We start from the raw sequence: 15492 nt of genomic DNA, 5'->3' as shown, positions 1-15492 counted from the left end.
GGCAATAAAATATCTCGAGAAAAGCGCTGGCCTATAAGCCCTCGCGCGGGGCCTTGACGGCGCCTTGCGCCGCCCGATTTTCCCCAGCGGAGCCGCATCTGCGGCCGATGGGGGCATGAATCATGAAAATCGGCGGCTTTGCGATCGTCCTGCTCGCCGGCGCGCTCGTCGCCGCCGCTCCCGCCGAGGCCAGGCGCTCCGCCCGCCGTCCGGCCTATGCGCCGCCGCCGGCCGCCGCTCCTGCCTACGCTGGTCCTGCCTACGCGGCTCCTGCGCCCGCCTATGCCGCGCCCGCGCGCCCGGCGCCGGTCTGGGGCGCCGACGGCTATCGCTTCGATCCGCCGGGCGCCGGCTCCTCCTTTGGGTCCTCGCCTTTCGGCTATTGAGGCCGCCGCCGCGCCTGCGCTGTCCAGAGTCGGGACAATAGGCTGGACATTCGTCCCGTTCTGCGGTCTATGCGTCTCGCCATTCGAGACCGGGCTCCGCCCGCGCCCGCCGTCCCGGTATCGCTCATCCGAAAGCTTGGCTAAGCTCGGGCGTCACGCAGGGCGCGCAGCGCGCTCGCACGCCGGCAAGGACAGAAAGGTTAGGAATTTCCCATGGCCGCCAAATCGATCCTTCATATGTTGAGCACGCTGAAGCATATGAGCCCGTTCGACGTCAACATGGCGATCGACGCGGGCTTCGACGTGGCGGTCCCCTATACGAATGTCACTCTCGACGAGGTGACGGCGCTGGTGCAGGACGCGATGTTCTCCCGTGCGCCCTCGGCCGCCCTGCGCACCGGAATTTTCTTCGCCGGCCGTGACGCCGTGCTCGCGCTCGACATGCTGGACGCCGCCGAGAAGGCCCTGCTGAAGCCCTTCGAGATTTCGCTGTTCGCCGATCCCTATGGCTCCTTCACCACCGCCGGCGCCATGGTCGCCTTCGTCGAGAAGGTGCTGCGCGACAAGAAGGGCCGCGAGCTCAAGGGCGCCAAGATCGTCGTCTATGGCGCGACCGGCGTCGTCGGCTATTCCTCCGCCGTCATCGCCGCGCTCGAGGGCGCCGAGGTGACGATCGTCGGCTATAGCGGCCTCGAGCGCGTGACCGCCCAGGCCGAGGAGATCGAGAAGCGCTTCGGCGTGAAGGTGACGCCGGCCGACGGCAGCAAGGCCGAGCAGGTGCGCGCGCTCCTCGTCGAGCATGAGATCGCGCTCTGCGCGGCCCGCGCCGGCGTGCAGGTTCTGTCCGCGGAAGATCTCGCCGCCGCCAAATCGCTGCTCATCGCCGCGGACGTCAACGCCGTGCCGCCGCTCGGAGTCGAGGGCGTCAAGCTGCACGACAAGGGCGTCGAGCTGCCGTCGGGCGCGCTCGGCATCGGCGCGCTCGCCATCGGCGACATCAAATACGGAACGGAGGCTGGTCTCTTCAAGCAGATGACCACTTCCGACAAGCCGCTGCGCCTCGACTTCCGCCATGCTTTCGCGCTGGCGCGCAGCCTGCTCTGAGCCGCTCGAATCTGGATCGGGCCTCGTCCCGACGGTTTCGTCCCGACTTGCCGCTGTCATGCGAAAATGATTGATGACGGCGGCTCGTCTTCCCTCGCTCGGATTCCCCCAGCGATAAGCCATAAGGAAAAGAAAATGGCCGTGATCAACAAGCTTCTGGTCGGCGAGTCGCTCGTCGGCGAAGGCAATGAGGTCGCTCACATCGACCTGCTGATCGGACCGCGCGGCAGCGCCGCCGAGACCGCCTTCGCCAATGCGCTGGTCAACAACAAGGACGGCTTCACCACTCTGCTCGCCGTCGTCGCGCCGAACCTGCTGGCCAAGCCGAACACGATCCTGTTCAACAAGGTCACCATCAAGAACGCCAAGCAGGCCGTTCAGATGTTCGGACCGGCTCAGGCCGGCGTCGCCAAGGCGGTCGCCGATTCGGTCGCCGAGGGCGTGATCCCGCTCGCCGAGGCCGATGACCTGTTCATCTCGGTCGGCGTGTTCATCCATTGGGACGCCAACGACGACAAGAAGATCCAAGAGTACAACTATCAGGCCACCAAGGAAGCCATCGCGCGCGCCATCAAGGGCGAGCCGAAGGCCGCCGAGGTCGTCGCCAAGCGCAACGACGTCAAGCATCCTTTCGGCGCCAACTGACGGCTCCGACCGGATCGCTTATCTTCGGGGGAGCCGCTCGCGGCTCCCCTTTTGCTTTTTGAAGGCGCGTCGCGCGCGATCGAAACGGAAAGGCTCATGGCCAGCGTCATCGGCTTCGACATAGGCGGCGCGCATCTCAAGGCCGCGCGCGCCATCGATGGGCGGATCGTCGAGGTGCTGCTGCTGCCCTGCAATCCGCATTACGGCCTCGCGCGGCTCGAGGGCGCGATAGAGGAGGCGACCGCCCGGCTCGGCGCGGCCGATCGTTTCGCCATCACCATGACGGCCGAGCTCTCCGACGCTTTCGAGACGCGCGCCGCCGGCGTCGCCGCCATCGCCTCCGCGGTCGCCCGGCGCGTGAAGGGCGAAACGCTGTTCTACGCCGGCGAGGGCGGCTTCCTGCCCTTCGCCGAGGTTCGCGGCGCGGCGCAGGCCATCGCCTCCGCCAATTGGCGGGCGAGCGCGGAGCTGGTCGCGCGGCGACTCCCGCAAGCGCTGTTCGTCGACATGGGCTCGACGACGACCGATCTCGTCCCCATTTCCGGCGGCCGCGTCGGCGCCATCGGCGGCGGCGACGCCGAGCGCCTCGCCAATGGCGAGCTTGTCTATACGGGCTTCTCGCGCGGCGATCCGCTCGCCGGCGCGACGCTCGCGCCCTTTGCGGGCCGCTGGACGCCGCCAGCGCGCGAGAATTTCGCGACCATGGCCGATGTGCGCCGCGTGACCGGCGATCTCGCCGCAGAGGACGCCGAGCCGACCGCGGACGGGCGCGGCAAGAGCGTCGCCGAATCGATCGCGCGCCTCGCCCGCCTCGCGGGCCGCGACGCCGCCGAGGCCTCGCCCGCGCAATGGCGCGCCTTCGCCGATTTTCTCGCCCGCGCGCAAATGCGCTCGATCGAGGATCAGATCGCGCTGTTGCGCTCGCGCGCGGCGGTGGCGGAAGACGCGCCCATCATCGGCGCCGGCGTCGGCCGCGCGCTCGTCGCGCGCCTGGCTCTCGCCGAAGGCCGCGCCTATCGCGACATCGCCGAATTCATCGACGCGGTCCCGGAGGCCGCGAGCGCCGCCGCCGATTGCGCGCCGGCCTGCGCGGTCGCCCTGCTCGCCTCCGGCTGAGCGAATTATTCCGCGGCCGCGGCGCGCGACAGCAGAATGCGCACGCGCTCGGTCAGCTCCTCGAGCGTGAAGGGCTTGCGCAGAACTTCGATGTTCGATGCGAGATCGAGACTGTCGAGCGATTTTCCGGCATAGCCGGTGATGAGCAATATGGGCAGATCGGGGTGGGCGGCGCGGGCGGCTTCGGCCAGATGGCGTCCGCTGACGCCCGGCAGGCCGACATCTGTGACCAGCAGACATAGGCTCTGCTCAGACTCCAGCACCTTCAGCCCGGCGTTTCCGTCATCGGCCTCTATGACCTCGCAGCCCATCTCCTCGAGCGTGTCGGCGATCTGCATTCGCACTTCCAGCTGATCCTCGACGAGCAGCATCTTTCCGCAGGGTGCGGCGGGGCAGCCTTGCTTTTGCTCCGCGATAGCCTCCGCCGGCTGAACCTCCCTCTGATCGCGCCCAGGCAGATAGAGGCGCACATTGGTCCCTTTTCCGGGCGCGCTGTCGATGCGCACGAAGCCGCCGGACTGCTTCACGAAACCATAAATCTGCGAGAGGCCGAGGCCAGTGCCGCGCCCGGTCGGCTTGGTGGTGAAGAAAGGCTCGAAGACATGCGCCAGCACCTCGCGGCTCATGCCGGCGCCATTGTCCTTCACGCTGATCTCCACATAATCGCCGGGCGTGGCGTCGGGATCGTCGGGGTCGGCGTCCAAACGGCGATCTGCCGTCGCGATCTCGAGGACGCCGCCGGCCGGCATGGCGTCGCGCGCATTGATGGCGAGATTGAGCAGCGCGCTCTCGAGCTGCGACGGATCGCAGACGACGCTGCGTCGGCAGCGGCCGAGCCGCAGATCGAGCTCGACGCCGGAGCCGAGCGTGCGCCGCAGCATATCTTCGAGGCCGACGACCAGCCTATCCGGCTCTATGACGCGCGGCAGCAGCGTCTGCCGGCGGGAGAAGGCGAGCAGGCGATCGATGAGATTGGAGGCCGAGCTCGCCGCCTTGCGAATGGCGGCGACCGAGGGGCCGATCTCCTCGGCGCGCCCGCGCGCCAATTGCCGCTCTATGACGCCGAGCGAGCCGATGACCACCTGCAGCACATTGTTGAAATCATGCGCTATGCCGCCCGTCAGCTGGCCGATCGCCTCCATCTTCTGCGCATGGGCCAAGCGCTCCTCGCTCTCCAGCAGCGCGGCGTTGGCCCTGCGCAGCTGATCGGGCGAGGGCAGAGCGAGAAAGCTCGGCAGCCACCACCACAGCGCGATCGAGGTGCCGAGCGAGGCGAGCCCCGTGGCCGCTTTGACGATTCCCTGCACGCCATAGATCGGCTTCCACAAGGTCAAGACATCGAGCCAATGCGTGGCGCCGCAGAGCAGGATGAAGGCGGCGAACAGCCAGAGCAATGGCCGAAACACGAGGTCCGCGCGTCTCTGCCCGATGATGACCAGCGCCAGCGGGATGGAGAAATAGGCCAGCGCGATCAAGCTGTCGGAGATCGCGAAGAGCCAGATCAGGCCCGGCTCCCAGAGGAGGCAGAAACCATGCGGCGTCAGATTGTCGACGCCGAAGAGCCATTCGCTCAGTGCAGACATCGGAGACACTCCACAAGCGGAGAGATTGCGATGGCGGCTGAAAAAGCAACCCGTGCTCCGCTGGGGCGAGGCGCGCTCGGCGCGAGCCGGTCGGCGCCAAAAATAAGACAAGTCTACGAAATAAAGAACGAAAACTCGGCAATGCGCGGATTTCGGGCCGGCTTCGGCCGGGGCGGCCGCGACGCTGAGCCGCGGGCCCGGCCGAAGCGCCACGCTCAAATATAGGCGTAGCCGGCGAGAAGAACGCCGGAGGCGGCGAGAGCGAGGCCGGAATACCACGGCCATTTGCGGCCGCGGGTGATGATCGCGATCGTCGCTATGGCGATGGCGGCGTGCAGCAGCGTCACCGCCATGGTCAGAATATGGTGGCGATGCTCGTGATGCTCGGCCTCGTGCAAATGCTCCTCGACGCGATGCTCGAGGGCCTCGGCGTCGGTCTTGATCGCCCTGCTCTCGTCGTCATAGCGCTTGGCCTCGCGGGCAAGCGGCTCGGCCTGCGGGCCGCCCTGCTTGGAGACCGCCTCATTGACGCTCTTCTTGATGCTCTTGGCCTGGAAGAAGGCCCATTGATCGCTCGCCTTGCTCTGGCTCAGCGCGGCGGCGTTCTGCGCGCCGAGCGTGGCGGCGGTCTCGATCGTCTCCAGGCTGCCGATGGTCGCGGCGACCACTGCGAATATCGCGATCGTCAGCGACACTTGCGTCATGAAGGGCGTGCCTTCATGGGCGACATGCTCGGCGTGCTCGGCATGCTCGAGATGCTCTGTCGTCATAGCTTCGGACATGGTCCATCCTTCGTGAAAATTTGTGTCGAAATTTAATCGAGCGAGCCGCCGGCGCGCCGCGCCGTTCCGCCCCCGAGGGGCGAATCGGTCATTCCGACTGCGTTTGAAGATAAGCCTCGATCTTGGCCGTCACCAGCTCCCACGCCTCGCGCTCGGCGGCTCCGGCCGTCTTGTCGATCGCTATGCGGAGATAGGCCAATTCTGTGTCGATTTTTTCGCGGGGAAGCATTCCGAGCCGCGTCGCCAGAATAGCGGCCTCGACGACCGCCGATTGCGCGCGGTTGAACCCCAAAAAGGGCTTGTGGGGGACGATTTTTCTTATCCGGCAGAAAAAGCGCGGCCGCTGCGGGTCGGCCTCGTTACGGACGACTTCCAATTCGGCGTGGGTGAGGGCGGCGGAAAGGCGCGGTGCCGGCCAATCGGGGACCGGCTCCATCGGCCAGCCGCTCCTGCCGCAGACGCAGCCGGCGAAGATGCGCACATCATCGATGAAGCTCGCCGTGGCGAAAGGCGCGGCCTCGAGATTGGCGAGCGTCGTCGAGGGGCGGAAGGGCGCGATGACCCAGAATCCGTCCTGCTCGATGAGCCCGAGCGGCGCGATATGATGTTGGCCCGTGGGGCCGACCGTGGTGACGACGCATTCGCGGATCATCGGCATCGGGCGCTCCTGCTGACCTTCGTCGAAAGCTCGGGGTCGCCCCCTCCCCAGCCCACCCCCGCCATGCGGGAGAGGAGGCGGATTCCGCGCTTCATCGCGGTCTCGCGTAATCTTCGCCGCTTCCCTCTCCCGCGTAGCGGGGGAGGGTGAGGGAGGGGGCGCGCGCTCGCGATCATTCCCGCGCCTTGCGCAGCGTATGCCCGGCCTCGCGCTGGCGCGTCTCGTCCTCCTGCGATCGATCCGAGGCGCAGCCGAAGTCCAGCGGCTCGTCCTGCCGATAGCGCTTGCCGAGACGAAAAGCGATTTCCGCCTTCATCAGTTCCGCGCCGAGATAAAAGGCGTGCGCGCCGTCCTTGTCGACCCCGAGCTCGGGAAAGAGCGACATGGCGTCCTGCGCCACGCGATGAAAGCCGCGCGCGTAAATGTGAATGCCGTCGGCCGCGACCTCTATGCGGAAATTGTCGTCGCGCAGCTCGCGCGCGAGCTCGGCGATCTCCTCCGGCGTCGCGGCGTAGGGCCGCTTATCGTGGATTTGCAGCAGCGCGTCGCCATAGCCCTTGGGCAGGGCGGCGTCGGCGCGCGCGGCGAACAGCATGCGCCGCGCGGCGTCATGCTCCTGCACCGTGCGGCGCGTGTGCGGGCTCACCTGCACAGTGAGCAGATGGCGAATGTCCAGCTCCGAGCACAGACCCAGCAAAACGGCGGTGACGCCCGAGGAATCGGCGTCGGTCAATTCGGTGAGATTGCCCGTGCCCATCATCATTTCGGCGCGGGGCTCGCGGCGGCGCGTCTCGACATAGCGCTCTATGGAGGCGGCGAGGCCGAAGTGAATGGGGTCGAGGATCGGATCGAGAATGTAGGAAATTCCGCGTCGCTCGGCGATGCGCGCGGCGCGTTGCAGTGAGTCGAGATCGCCGTGCGGATTGGGCACGAGGATCGGAACCAGCGGCGAATTATCCGGCAATAGTGAGAGCGTATGCTCGTCGAGGCTCAAGAGATGATCCGCGCTGGCGCGCGCGCCGCGTTCCAGCTCCTCGCGCTTGGCCGAATCGAGGCTGACGGAAAAGCCGCGCTGTTTCAGCGCGACGATCGTCTCTTCCATATGCGGAAAGGGCGTGTCCGGCAGGCAGCCGAGATCGATGACGTCGGCGCCCGCCTCTTTCAGCATGGTCGCGCGCGCGATCACCTCCGCGACGCTCATGATGGAGGCGTCGACGATCTCGGCGAAAATGCGCATGTCATGGCGCGTCAGATCGGCCTTGCCGCCGCGCTTGCCCAAGAACGCCGGAAGATCGGCGATCTCCTCCGGCCCGCGCTCGAAAGGGGCGCCGAAGGCCTCTGCGAGAGCGGAGAGGTCGGCGCGGCAGCGGCCCGGCAATATGACGCGATCGGCGGCGAGCGGGCGCGGCAGGCGGCGCAGGATGATCTCCTGCGTCATCAGCGCCGCGACCTTCACGCCAATGTCGTGGATGCGCCAGTCCCTCGCCTCCTCGCCGAAGCCCGCCAGCATGCGCTCGAGGCGCGGCAGAGCGAGATGGCCGGTGAGGAACAGCAGGCGCTCAGACATTCCCGATCGGCTCCCGAGCGGAAAGCTCGCGGCGCCGGCGCTCGACGGCCTCGTGCAGGGCGGCGAGGCTCTCGGCGACCTGCGTCCCCTCGAAGGTTTTCAGCTTGTCGGTGTTCTCGAGATCGATGCGGCGCGGATAGACCATCACCTTGCGATCGGGCGCCTGCGTCTCCAGCTCCGGCGCCGTGTCGCAGGCGAACACCACCGTCGGCACGCGACATTTGCCGGCCTGGGCGAAGACATTGGTCGCGAGATTGTCGGAGATGCCATAGACGAATTTGGCGACCGTGTTGGAGGTCGCCGGCGCCACGATCAGCGTGTGGTAATAGCTGTGATAGAAGCCGCCGACCGGAACCGAGCTCGCCGTCGTGTCCTTGAACACGCGCACATGGTCCGGCATGTCCTCGAGCCTGTGCTTGTACATGCGGATGACTTCCGCCGCCGCTCTGCTGACGAAGAGATCGACATGGTCGAGCGAGCGGATGATGTCGAGACATTCGGTGAAGAAATGTCCCGAGCCGGTGAGCGCCCAGCCCCAGCGCGGCGTGACGACCTTTTTCATGATGCGATGCTTTGCTCTCTGGTGAAATCGAAGCGCGCGCCGGGAAGGCCGCCGCGCGCCAATGTTTCTTCCGCCTCCCGCAGCGCCGCGGGGCCGGCGATGAAGACGTCGAGCCCGCGCGCATATCGCGCGAAGCAGGGATCGACGATGGATGCTGCGCCCTCACCCTCCCCTTCAGGGGGAGGGTCGGACCGCGGAGCGGTCCGGGGTGGGGTCGATCCCGAGACTCGGGACGTCACCCCCTCCCGATCGCCTTCGGCGCTCGACCTCCCCCCTCGAGGGGGAGGTGGGGATGCGCGCCAATCCACACTTTTCACGAGCAGCAACGCGCGCGCTCCCGCCTCATGCGCATACCAGGCCGCGAGACTGTCGGACGTCATGTCCCAGCTCGCTGGAATCTGGGGATTGGCGCGCGTCATCGCAACCGGGCTCCAGACTGCGATCGCGCCCTGCGCATGCGCGGCCGTCGCCTCCCGCAGCGTCGCGGCGGGACGGAGGCCCGGCTCGAGGTCGCATAATGCGCGCCCATATTGCTCCATGGCCATTATGGCCATGTCATGCGCGGCCGCGTCGGAGAAGCGCAGAACCTCTTGCGCGCTGCGCACGGCGTCGGCGAAAGGGCCGCCGCCGGGAACGATGGCGAGAGGCCAGGGATAGAGCCGCAGCGCCGCCAGCCATCGGCGCAAGGCGGGGGAGGCGGCGAGGCTTCCGCCGAGCTTGACGACGAGAGGCCGCGTCTCAGCGCTCGGGCTCGGCGGCATCGGGAAGGCCCGGAAAGAGGTTGTGAACCTTGGCGGTCTCGGCCTGGCGCTCGCGGCGGATGCGCACGCCGACCGCGCCCGGCGCGACGTCGAGCTTCTCCACCTGCACGGTCAGCGCCTGCACGCGCTCGTGCCGCAGCACCAGCTCGGCGAGGCGCTCGGCGATCGTCTCCACGAGCTCTATGTGGCCCGAGGCGAGGATCATCTTGATCGCGTCCATGATGACGTCATAGGAGAAGACATTGCGCATGTCGTCGCCGCCGGCGGAGACGCGCGTCACATCGACATCGACGTTGAAGCGCACCCGCTGCGTGCGGCCGCGCTCGAAATCATAGGCGCCGATCTCGACCGGAATGACGAGATCGCGCACGAAGACATGGTCCACCTCGCGCGTGCGCTCGCGGCTCTCGAGATAGCCGTGGCCGACGACCAGCGACCAATCGACATTGGCGGCGAGCGCCGAGCCCTTGCCGCTCGCGCGCGCCGGGCCGCCGGGGATGAGGTCGCGGATCAGCGCGACGGCGCCGGCGTCCAACGCGCTCTTGCGGTCGTGGTCGCGGCAGAGGGCGCCGCGAAAGCCCATCACATCGACGCCCGTCACCAGAAGGCGCGGCACGTCCGGCGCCTCCAGCGAGCCGGCGAGCCCCGCCTCGAGGCCGAGCGCATGGCAGCGCTCGACGAAGGAGGAGAGCGCGCCAATGTCGAAATGCTCGATGAGCCTTCCCTTGCCCTTGTGCGCCGTGTCCAGCAGCGCGCCGGCGAAGCCCGCCGCGGCGAGGCGCGGCAGCACGTCGAGGTCCGGCCCGAGATCGGCGAAAAGCACGGCGACGAGCCGCACGCGCTGCGCGATCGGCGCCAGAGCCGCGATCAGCGCATCGGCGTCGGGCGTCGCCGGCAGCGCGAATTTGACGAAAGCGACGCCGAGCGCCGCGGTCTCCTCGATCGCCGCGCGCGCCGCGGCCGGATCATGCGGCAGCTCGACGACGGCGCTGACCGGACGGCGGCCGGCGACGGCGCGCAGGATCGCCGCGATCTCGGCCGAAGGCAGAGCGCCGAGAGCGCCACGGGCGGCGTCCTTGCAGTCGATGACGTCCGCTCCGCCGGCGGCGGCGATCTCGGCTTCCGCCACGCTGGCGACGCTCGTCAACATAAGGGTCATCGATCAGGCGCTCTTTCGATCTCGCCTCGGCCCGCGGCGGGAGAGGCAGGACGCTTGTGGAGCAAATTCTTCCGAAATCCAAGTGGCGCCGCAGGCGAATTCGAGTGGGCGTCCGCGGGTGGGCTCCTTATCTTCGGGCGAGCGCTTGCGCGAAAAAGCGAGACGACGGAGCGGCCCCATGAAAATTCTCATCGTGCTCACATCGCATGATCGGCTCGGCGACACCGGCCGCAAGACCGGCTTCTGGCTGGAAGAGCTCGCCGCCCCTTATTACGCCTTCCGGGACGCCGGAGCGACGATCACGCTGGCCTCGCCCGCGGGCGGCCAGCCGCCGCTCGACCCCAAGAGCAATGAGCCGGATTTCCAGACCGACCTCACGCGACGCTTCGAGGCGGATGCGGCGGCGAAGGCGCAGCTCGCGCGGACGGTCCCGCTCGCCGACGTCCGCCAGGAGGATTTCGACACTGTGTTCTATCCCGGCGGCCATGGTCCGCTCTGGGACCTCGCCGAGAATGCGCATTCGATCGCTCTGCTCGAATCCTTCATCCGCGCGGGAAAGCCGGTCGCCCTCGTCTGCCATGCGCCGGGCGTGCTGCGCCACGTCGCGGGCCCGGACGGAAAGCCGCTGGTCGCGGGCAAAAAGGTGACGGGCTTCGCCAATAGCGAGGAGGAGGCCGTGGGCCTCACCAAAATCGTGCCGTTTTTGGTCGAGGACGAGCTGCGCGCCAAGGGCGGGCTCTTCTCGAAAGGCGCGGACTGGGCGCCCTACGTGGTGGAGGACGGATTGCTGATTACCGGACAGAATCCGGCGTCCTCCGGTCCGGCCGCCCACAAGCTGCTGGAAGCGCTCGCGAAAGGGTGACGGTCTGTCGGGCTTGCGACGGGCGTCCTCTCGGCCGCCCCATGGCCGGGCCGCCTTCTCCCGCGCGCGGGAGAAGGGTCGCTCACTCTATGACGGAGCCGTTCAGCGCCAGCACGCCGGCGGCGAGATAGAGCGAGCCGGCGATCAATATGCGTGGCGGAACCGCATAGCTGCGCTGCGCGATGATCGCCAGCGCCTCCTCCACGCTCTGCGCGGCCGCCGATCTCATGCCCTCGGCGCAGGCCAGGGCGGCGATCTCTTCCGGCGGCCAGCTCTTATGCTCGCCTTCCACCGGCACGGCGACGACCTCACCGGCGAGGCCGACGAAATGCTTTATCAGCGCGCGAATGTCCTTCGTCACCTGCGCGCCGCAGACGAAGACCAGCGGGCGGGCGTTCTTCTCCTCGAATTGCGCCATGGCCTCGGCGAGCACGCGGCCGCCATCGTCATTGTGGCCGCCGTCGAGCCAGACTTCCGAGCCCGGCAGCACCAGATCGGCCACCCGTCCGCGCGAGAGCAATTGCAGCCGCGCCGGCCATTCGGCGCGGGTGAGGCCCGCCTCTATATGCTCGGCGCCGATATGCGGCGCCACGGCGCGCAGCGCGGCTATGGCGCCGGCGGCGTTGGCCTGCTGATGGCGGCCGGGCAGGCGCGGCAGCGGCAGATCGAGCAGGCCGCGCTCGTCCTCATAGACGAAGCGGCCGTTCTCCTCGCGAATATGGAAATCCTCGCCGGCGACGGAGAGCGGCGCGCCGACGCGCCGCGCCTCGCGCTCCAGCACGTCGCGGGCGCCGTCATGCTGCTGAAAGCCGATGATCGCGGGCGCGCCGCGCTTCAATATGCCAGCTTTCTCATAGGCGATCTTCTCGATCGTATCGCCGAGAAACTCGGGATGGTCGCGCGAGATGGAGGTGATGATCGTCGCCTTGGGGCTCTCGATCACATTGGTCGAATCATAGCGCCCGCCGAGGCCCGTCTCCAGCAGCAGCCAATCGGCGGGCTCCTCGGCGAAGAGCGTGAAGGCGGCGACGGTCGTGATCTCGAAGAAGGTCACCGGCCGCTGTCCATTGGCGCGCTCGCAATCTTCCAGCGCCTTTTGCAGGCGGGCGTCGTCCACCAGCGTTCCGGCGAGGCGGATGCGCTCGTTGAAACGCAAGAGATGCGGCGAGGTGTAGACATGCGCGCGCTGTCCGGCGGCCTCCAGAATGGCGCGCAGAAAGGCCAGCGTCGAGCCTTTGCCATTGGTGCCGGCGACATGGATGATCGGCGGCAGCCGGCGCTCGGGATGGCCCATTTCGGCCAGCAGCCATTCGGTCCGTCCGAGCGACAGATCGATCTTCTTGGGATGAAGGTCCAGCAAGCGCGTCAGAATCGCGTCGCGCTGATCCATGATATCTGCTTTCGTTCCGTCAAGCCGCGCGGCGCGGCGCTTTGGTCAGCAGCGCGCAGAGCCGCGCCAGCGTCTCGCGCATTTGCGTGCGCGGCACCACCATATCCACCATGCCATGGTCGCGCAGATATTCGGCGCGCTGAAAACCCTCGGGCAGCTTCTCGCGAATCGTCTGCTCGATGACGCGCGCGCCGGCGAAGCCGATGATCGCGCCGGGCTCGGCGATGTGGATGTCGCCCAGCATGGCGTAGGAGGCGGTGACGCCGCCGGTCGTCGGATTGGTGAGCACGACGATATAGGGCAGGCGCGCCTCGCGCAGCCGGCGCACGGCGATTGTGGTGCGCGGCATCTGCATCAGCGAGAACATGCCCTCCTGCATGCGCGCGCCGCCGGAGGCGGTGAAGATGATGAAGGGCGTGCGCTTCTCTATGGCGTGAGTCATGCCGGCGATGATCGCCTCGCCCGCCGCCATGCCGAGCGAGCCGCCCATGAACTCGAAGTCCTGCACCGCGACGGTGACGGCCGCGCCTTCGAGCTTGCCATAGGCGATGGTCACAGCGTCCTGATGGCCGGTCTTGAGGCGATATTCCTTGATCTTGTCGACATAGCGCTTGATGTCGCGGAACTTCAGCGGATCGCTCGGAACCTCCGGCGTCGGCACGACCTCATGCTCGCCATTGTCGAAGAGGCCGGCGAGCCGCGCCTCCACCGGAATGCGCATGTGATAGCCGGAGCCCGGCACGACATAGAGATTGTCCTCAATGTCCTTGTGGAACACGAGCTGGCCGCTCTCCGGGCATTTGACCCAGGCGTTCTCCGGCGCCTCGCGCTTGATGAGGGCTTTGATCTTGGGCGGAACGACGTTGGAATACCAGTTCATGACCAGAGCCTCGCGATCGCTCCCAGGGCGCCTTTCAACGAGAAGGGCTCGTCCTTCTTCGCCTCTTGCGACCGCGCGCCGCGCACGCCGCGGGAGAGATCGGCGACGAGGCTCGTCACCGCCTCCACTGTCCGCGGACCGGCGCGGTTCTCGGCGTCGAGCGATTTCGCCAGCGCGTCGACCAGCGCCGAGCCGACCACCACGCCATCGGCATAGCGCGCGATCTCTGCGGCGTTCTCCGCCGTCTTGACGCCGAAGCCGACGGCGATGGGCAGAGGCGTGCTGCGCTTGATGCGCGCGACCGCCTCCGACACGCCCGAATAATCCGAGAGCGCCGCGCCGGTGATGCCGGTGAGCGACACATAATAGACAAAGCCGCTCGTGTTTTCGAGCACTTTGGGCAGGCGCTTATCATCCGTGGTGGGCGTCGCCAGGCGGATGAAATTGAGCCCCGCCGCGCGCGCCGGCAGGCACAGCTCGGCGTCTTCCTCCGCCGGAAGATCGACGATGATGAGCCCATCGACGCCGGCCGCCTTCGCCTCCTCGAGGAAGGCGGGCACGCCATGCACATAGACGGGGTTGTAATAGCCCATCAGCACGATCGGCGTCGCCTGATCCTGCGCGCGGAAGGCGCGGACCAGCTCGAGCGTCTTATTGAGCGTCATGCCCGCATGCAGCGCCCGGAGGCCGGCCGCCTGAATGGCGGGGCCGTCGGCCATGGGATCGGTGAAGGGAATGCCGAGCTCGATCAGATCCGCGCCGGCCTCGGGCAGGCGCTTCAATAGAGCGAGCGAGGTCTCGAGGTCCGGGTCGCCGGCCATGACGAAGGTCACGAGGGCGGCGCGGCCCTCGGCGCGCAGGGCTTCGAAGCGGGCGTCGATGCGTGTGCTCATGGCCGCAGGCGATAGCATAGGGGAGGGCGAAGGGGAATGGCGGGGTGGGGTTCGAGTTGCTCGCTTGCGGATAGCGTCATACGCTCCACATATGATACGATCCGTCAAAGGAACGGCGACACCCCAGTTTCTCGAGACCGGCAAGTCGAAGTTCTCCGGCCTCGACACCGAACTGGCGCGCCAGCGTCTGGCGGAGCTCGACAGCGCCGCCTCGCTCGACGATCTGCCGCCATTGCGCAGCGTCGGCCTGCATCGGCTGTCGGGCGACCGCAAGGGCCAATGGGCGATAAAGGTCAATGGCCCGTGGCGAATCGCCTTTCGTTTCGACGGCGGCGACGCCTTCGAGGTCGAGATCGTCGATTATCATTGAGGTCGTTATGGCGAAGAAGGGCGAAGACGTCTTCGAAGCGCCTGCGGGCGGTTTCCGATTCGGGCCGATCCATCCGGGGCGCACTCTGGCCGCGGAACTCGAGGCGCGGGGCTTGAGCGCTCATGCGCTCGCGTTGAAATTGCGCGTGCCCGCCAATCGGATCGGCGAGATCGTCGCCGGCAAGCGCGGCGTGAGCGCGGAGACGGCCCTGCGGCTGGGACGCTACTTCGGCAACAGCGCGGCGTTCTGGATGAATTTGCAGACCAGATATGATCTTGAGATCGCGGAACGCGAGTTCGGCGAGCGGATCAAGGCGGAAGTCGAGGCGGCGTGACATTCGTGCCCTAGTCGACGCCTTGAGCAAAGGGCCGGCAATGTCGCACCCGCGCTCATGCGGCGTTCTATCGACCGTAATAGTTCAAATAGTTCGGATCGGCGCCGAACCATTCCTCGAACTTTGTGGGCTGCGCGTCGACGCCGCAGACGACGAGATTTGGCGGCTCGCTCGCGCGGTCAATCAGATCTTCGATCATCACGCCACCGACGGCGCCCAATAAGCTGCCGTCTTCGGTCACGATCTCAAGTCTGAGCGAATCCCAATCATCGACGCCCCGGAGCGCGGCGTCGATATGAGCGCGAATGGCTCCATAGGCGGGCGTCGGCTCGAGCTCGCCGGAGACGACGCCCATCGGCGGGTCGAGCGCGTAGAGGTCACAGCGTCCGATCAGCTCGCCTCTGCAGAATACTTGCACTTTGAGCATTCGCCTCGAGCCG

18 protein-coding genes are annotated in these 15492 nt (G+C 67.3%); 7 read left to right on the top strand and 11 right to left on the bottom strand.

Annotated elements, in window-relative coordinates:
- Positions 1-122 precede the first annotated feature (122 nt).
- The 4 genes from ACT53T_RS20460 (at position 123) to ACT53T_RS20445 (ending at position 3251) form a co-directional block, all read left to right on the top strand.
- A complete protein-coding gene (locus ACT53T_RS20460) occupies positions 123-386 on the top strand; it encodes a hypothetical protein (RefSeq protein WP_400769902.1) in 264 nt (87 codons plus the stop codon).
- Positions 387-599: 213 nt separating this feature from the next.
- Positions 600-1490: an NAD(P)-dependent methylenetetrahydromethanopterin dehydrogenase gene (locus ACT53T_RS20455; RefSeq protein ID WP_476162627.1), complete on the top strand. Its 891-nt coding sequence runs from the start codon at positions 600-602 to the stop codon at positions 1488-1490.
- Between the two features lie 135 nt (positions 1491-1625).
- Positions 1626-2135 carry a formaldehyde-activating enzyme gene (fae, locus tag ACT53T_RS20450; protein ID WP_018266903.1) on the top strand — a complete coding sequence of 170 codons (510 nt, stop codon included), beginning with the start codon at positions 1626-1628 and terminating at the stop codon, positions 2133-2135.
- Positions 2136-2231: 96 nt separating this feature from the next.
- Complete coding sequence (locus ACT53T_RS20445) at positions 2232-3251, top strand: hydantoinase/oxoprolinase family protein (RefSeq protein ID WP_476162626.1); 1020 nt, start codon at positions 2232-2234, stop codon at positions 3249-3251.
- Positions 3252-3256: 5 nt separating this feature from the next.
- Here the strand turns inward: ACT53T_RS20445 and ACT53T_RS20440 are convergent, their stop codons facing one another.
- The 7 genes from ACT53T_RS20440 to ACT53T_RS20410 all read right to left on the bottom strand — a co-directional run bounded on the left by ACT53T_RS20440 (position 3257) and on the right by ACT53T_RS20410 (position 10323).
- On the bottom strand, positions 3257-4834 hold the full coding sequence (locus tag ACT53T_RS20440) for an ATP-binding protein (RefSeq protein WP_476162625.1): 1578 nt from the start codon (positions 4832-4834) through the stop codon (positions 3257-3259).
- A gap of 215 nt (positions 4835-5049) precedes the next feature.
- On the bottom strand, positions 5050-5616 hold the full coding sequence (locus tag ACT53T_RS20435; protein WP_400769899.1) for a DUF4337 family protein: 567 nt from the start codon (positions 5614-5616) through the stop codon (positions 5050-5052).
- 88 nt (positions 5617-5704) lie between these two features.
- On the bottom strand, positions 5705-6274 hold the full coding sequence (locus tag ACT53T_RS20430; RefSeq protein WP_476162624.1) for a DUF447 domain-containing protein: 570 nt from the start codon (positions 6272-6274) through the stop codon (positions 5705-5707).
- 172 nt (positions 6275-6446) lie between these two features.
- The gene (locus tag ACT53T_RS20425; RefSeq protein ID WP_476162623.1) at positions 6447-7841 is read right to left on the bottom strand and encodes a DUF6513 domain-containing protein; all 1395 of its coding nucleotides are present in this window, start codon (positions 7839-7841) and stop codon (positions 6447-6449) included.
- Entirely contained in the window at positions 7834-8403 is a 570-nt protein-coding gene (locus tag ACT53T_RS20420; RefSeq protein ID WP_036294230.1) for a flavoprotein, read from the bottom strand. Before ACT53T_RS20420 ends, ACT53T_RS20425 begins: the two co-directional genes overlap by 8 nt.
- The gene (locus tag ACT53T_RS20415; protein WP_476162622.1) at positions 8400-9164 is read right to left on the bottom strand and encodes an amino acid kinase family protein; all 765 of its coding nucleotides are present in this window, start codon (positions 9162-9164) and stop codon (positions 8400-8402) included. Before ACT53T_RS20415 ends, ACT53T_RS20420 begins: the two co-directional genes overlap by 4 nt.
- Positions 9142-10323, bottom strand: coding sequence for a (5-formylfuran-3-yl)methyl phosphate synthase (locus tag ACT53T_RS20410; protein WP_476162621.1), 1182 nt, complete (start codon positions 10321-10323; stop codon positions 9142-9144). The genes ACT53T_RS20415 and ACT53T_RS20410 overlap by 23 nt, the downstream gene beginning before the upstream one ends.
- Before the next feature lie 178 nt (positions 10324-10501).
- Between ACT53T_RS20410 and ACT53T_RS20405 the strand changes: the two genes are divergently transcribed.
- The gene (locus ACT53T_RS20405; protein WP_476162620.1) at positions 10502-11185 is read left to right on the top strand and encodes a type 1 glutamine amidotransferase domain-containing protein; all 684 of its coding nucleotides are present in this window, start codon (positions 10502-10504) and stop codon (positions 11183-11185) included.
- A gap of 82 nt (positions 11186-11267) precedes the next feature.
- Here the strand turns inward: ACT53T_RS20405 and ACT53T_RS20400 are convergent, their stop codons facing one another.
- From ACT53T_RS20400 to trpA, 3 genes are read right to left on the bottom strand one after another with little or no spacing between them, the layout of a single operon-like run.
- On the bottom strand, positions 11268-12575 hold the full coding sequence (locus ACT53T_RS20400; RefSeq protein WP_476162619.1) for a bifunctional folylpolyglutamate synthase/dihydrofolate synthase: 1308 nt from the start codon (positions 12573-12575) through the stop codon (positions 11268-11270).
- A 19-nt stretch (positions 12576-12594) separates the two neighbouring features.
- Positions 12595-13455, bottom strand: a complete 861-nt coding sequence (accD, locus tag ACT53T_RS20395) for an acetyl-CoA carboxylase, carboxyltransferase subunit beta (RefSeq protein ID WP_476162618.1) — start codon at positions 13453-13455, stop codon at positions 12595-12597.
- A complete protein-coding gene (trpA, locus tag ACT53T_RS20390) occupies positions 13452-14348 on the bottom strand; it encodes a tryptophan synthase subunit alpha (protein ID WP_018266891.1) in 897 nt (298 codons plus the stop codon). The genes accD and trpA overlap by 4 nt, the downstream gene beginning before the upstream one ends.
- A gap of 91 nt (positions 14349-14439) precedes the next feature.
- Between trpA and ACT53T_RS20385 the strand changes: the two genes are divergently transcribed.
- Both ACT53T_RS20385 and ACT53T_RS20380 read left to right on the top strand, forming a co-directional pair.
- Positions 14440-14718, top strand: a complete 279-nt coding sequence (locus tag ACT53T_RS20385) for a type II toxin-antitoxin system RelE/ParE family toxin (RefSeq protein ID WP_476162617.1) — start codon at positions 14440-14442, stop codon at positions 14716-14718.
- Positions 14719-14725: 7 nt separating this feature from the next.
- A complete protein-coding gene (locus tag ACT53T_RS20380) occupies positions 14726-15052 on the top strand; it encodes a HigA family addiction module antitoxin (RefSeq protein ID WP_476162616.1) in 327 nt (108 codons plus the stop codon).
- A gap of 67 nt (positions 15053-15119) precedes the next feature.
- Here ACT53T_RS20380 and ACT53T_RS20375 read toward each other — a convergent pair whose 3' ends face one another.
- A complete protein-coding gene (locus ACT53T_RS20375) occupies positions 15120-15470 on the bottom strand; it encodes a hypothetical protein (protein WP_476162615.1) in 351 nt (116 codons plus the stop codon).
- Between the last annotated feature and the right edge of the window lie 22 nt (positions 15471-15492).

Source organism: Methylosinus sp. DMC45 (assembly GCF_056313885.1).
This window is presented reverse-complemented; position numbering and strand designations above follow the sequence as displayed.

Bases quoted from the DNA above. Each gene is read 5' to 3' on its own strand.
- ACT53T_RS20455 (WP_476162627.1), top strand. From the start codon at position 600: ATGGCCGCCAAATCGATCCTTCATATGTTGAGCACGCTGAAGCATATG.
- ACT53T_RS20420 (WP_036294230.1), bottom strand. From the start codon at position 8,403: ATGAAAAAGGTCGTCACGCCGCGCTGGGGCTGGGCGCTCACCGGCTCG.
- ACT53T_RS20425 (WP_476162623.1), bottom strand. From the start codon at position 7,841: ATGTCTGAGCGCCTGCTGTTCCTCACCGGCCATCTCGCTCTGCCGCGC.
- ACT53T_RS20440 (WP_476162625.1), bottom strand. From the start codon at position 4,834: ATGTCTGCACTGAGCGAATGGCTCTTCGGCGTCGACAATCTGACGCCG.
- trpA (WP_018266891.1), bottom strand. From the start codon at position 14,348: ATGAGCACACGCATCGACGCCCGCTTCGAAGCCCTGCGCGCCGAGGGC.
- ACT53T_RS20400 (WP_476162619.1), bottom strand. From the start codon at position 12,575: ATGGATCAGCGCGACGCGATTCTGACGCGCTTGCTGGACCTTCATCCC.
- ACT53T_RS20460 (WP_400769902.1), top strand. From the start codon at position 123: ATGAAAATCGGCGGCTTTGCGATCGTCCTGCTCGCCGGCGCGCTCGTC.
- ACT53T_RS20430 (WP_476162624.1), bottom strand. From the start codon at position 6,274: ATGCCGATGATCCGCGAATGCGTCGTCACCACGGTCGGCCCCACGGGC.
- ACT53T_RS20405 (WP_476162620.1), top strand. From the start codon at position 10,502: ATGAAAATTCTCATCGTGCTCACATCGCATGATCGGCTCGGCGACACC.
- ACT53T_RS20435 (WP_400769899.1), bottom strand. From the start codon at position 5,616: ATGTCCGAAGCTATGACGACAGAGCATCTCGAGCATGCCGAGCACGCC.
- ACT53T_RS20385 (WP_476162617.1), top strand. From the start codon at position 14,440: ATGATACGATCCGTCAAAGGAACGGCGACACCCCAGTTTCTCGAGACC.
- ACT53T_RS20410 (WP_476162621.1), bottom strand. From the start codon at position 10,323: ATGACCCTTATGTTGACGAGCGTCGCCAGCGTGGCGGAAGCCGAGATC.
- ACT53T_RS20445 (WP_476162626.1), top strand. From the start codon at position 2,232: ATGGCCAGCGTCATCGGCTTCGACATAGGCGGCGCGCATCTCAAGGCC.
- ACT53T_RS20380 (WP_476162616.1), top strand. From the start codon at position 14,726: ATGGCGAAGAAGGGCGAAGACGTCTTCGAAGCGCCTGCGGGCGGTTTC.
- accD (WP_476162618.1), bottom strand. From the start codon at position 13,455: ATGAACTGGTATTCCAACGTCGTTCCGCCCAAGATCAAAGCCCTCATC.
- ACT53T_RS20415 (WP_476162622.1), bottom strand. From the start codon at position 9,164: ATGCCGCCGAGCCCGAGCGCTGAGACGCGGCCTCTCGTCGTCAAGCTC.
- fae (WP_018266903.1), top strand. From the start codon at position 1,626: ATGGCCGTGATCAACAAGCTTCTGGTCGGCGAGTCGCTCGTCGGCGAA.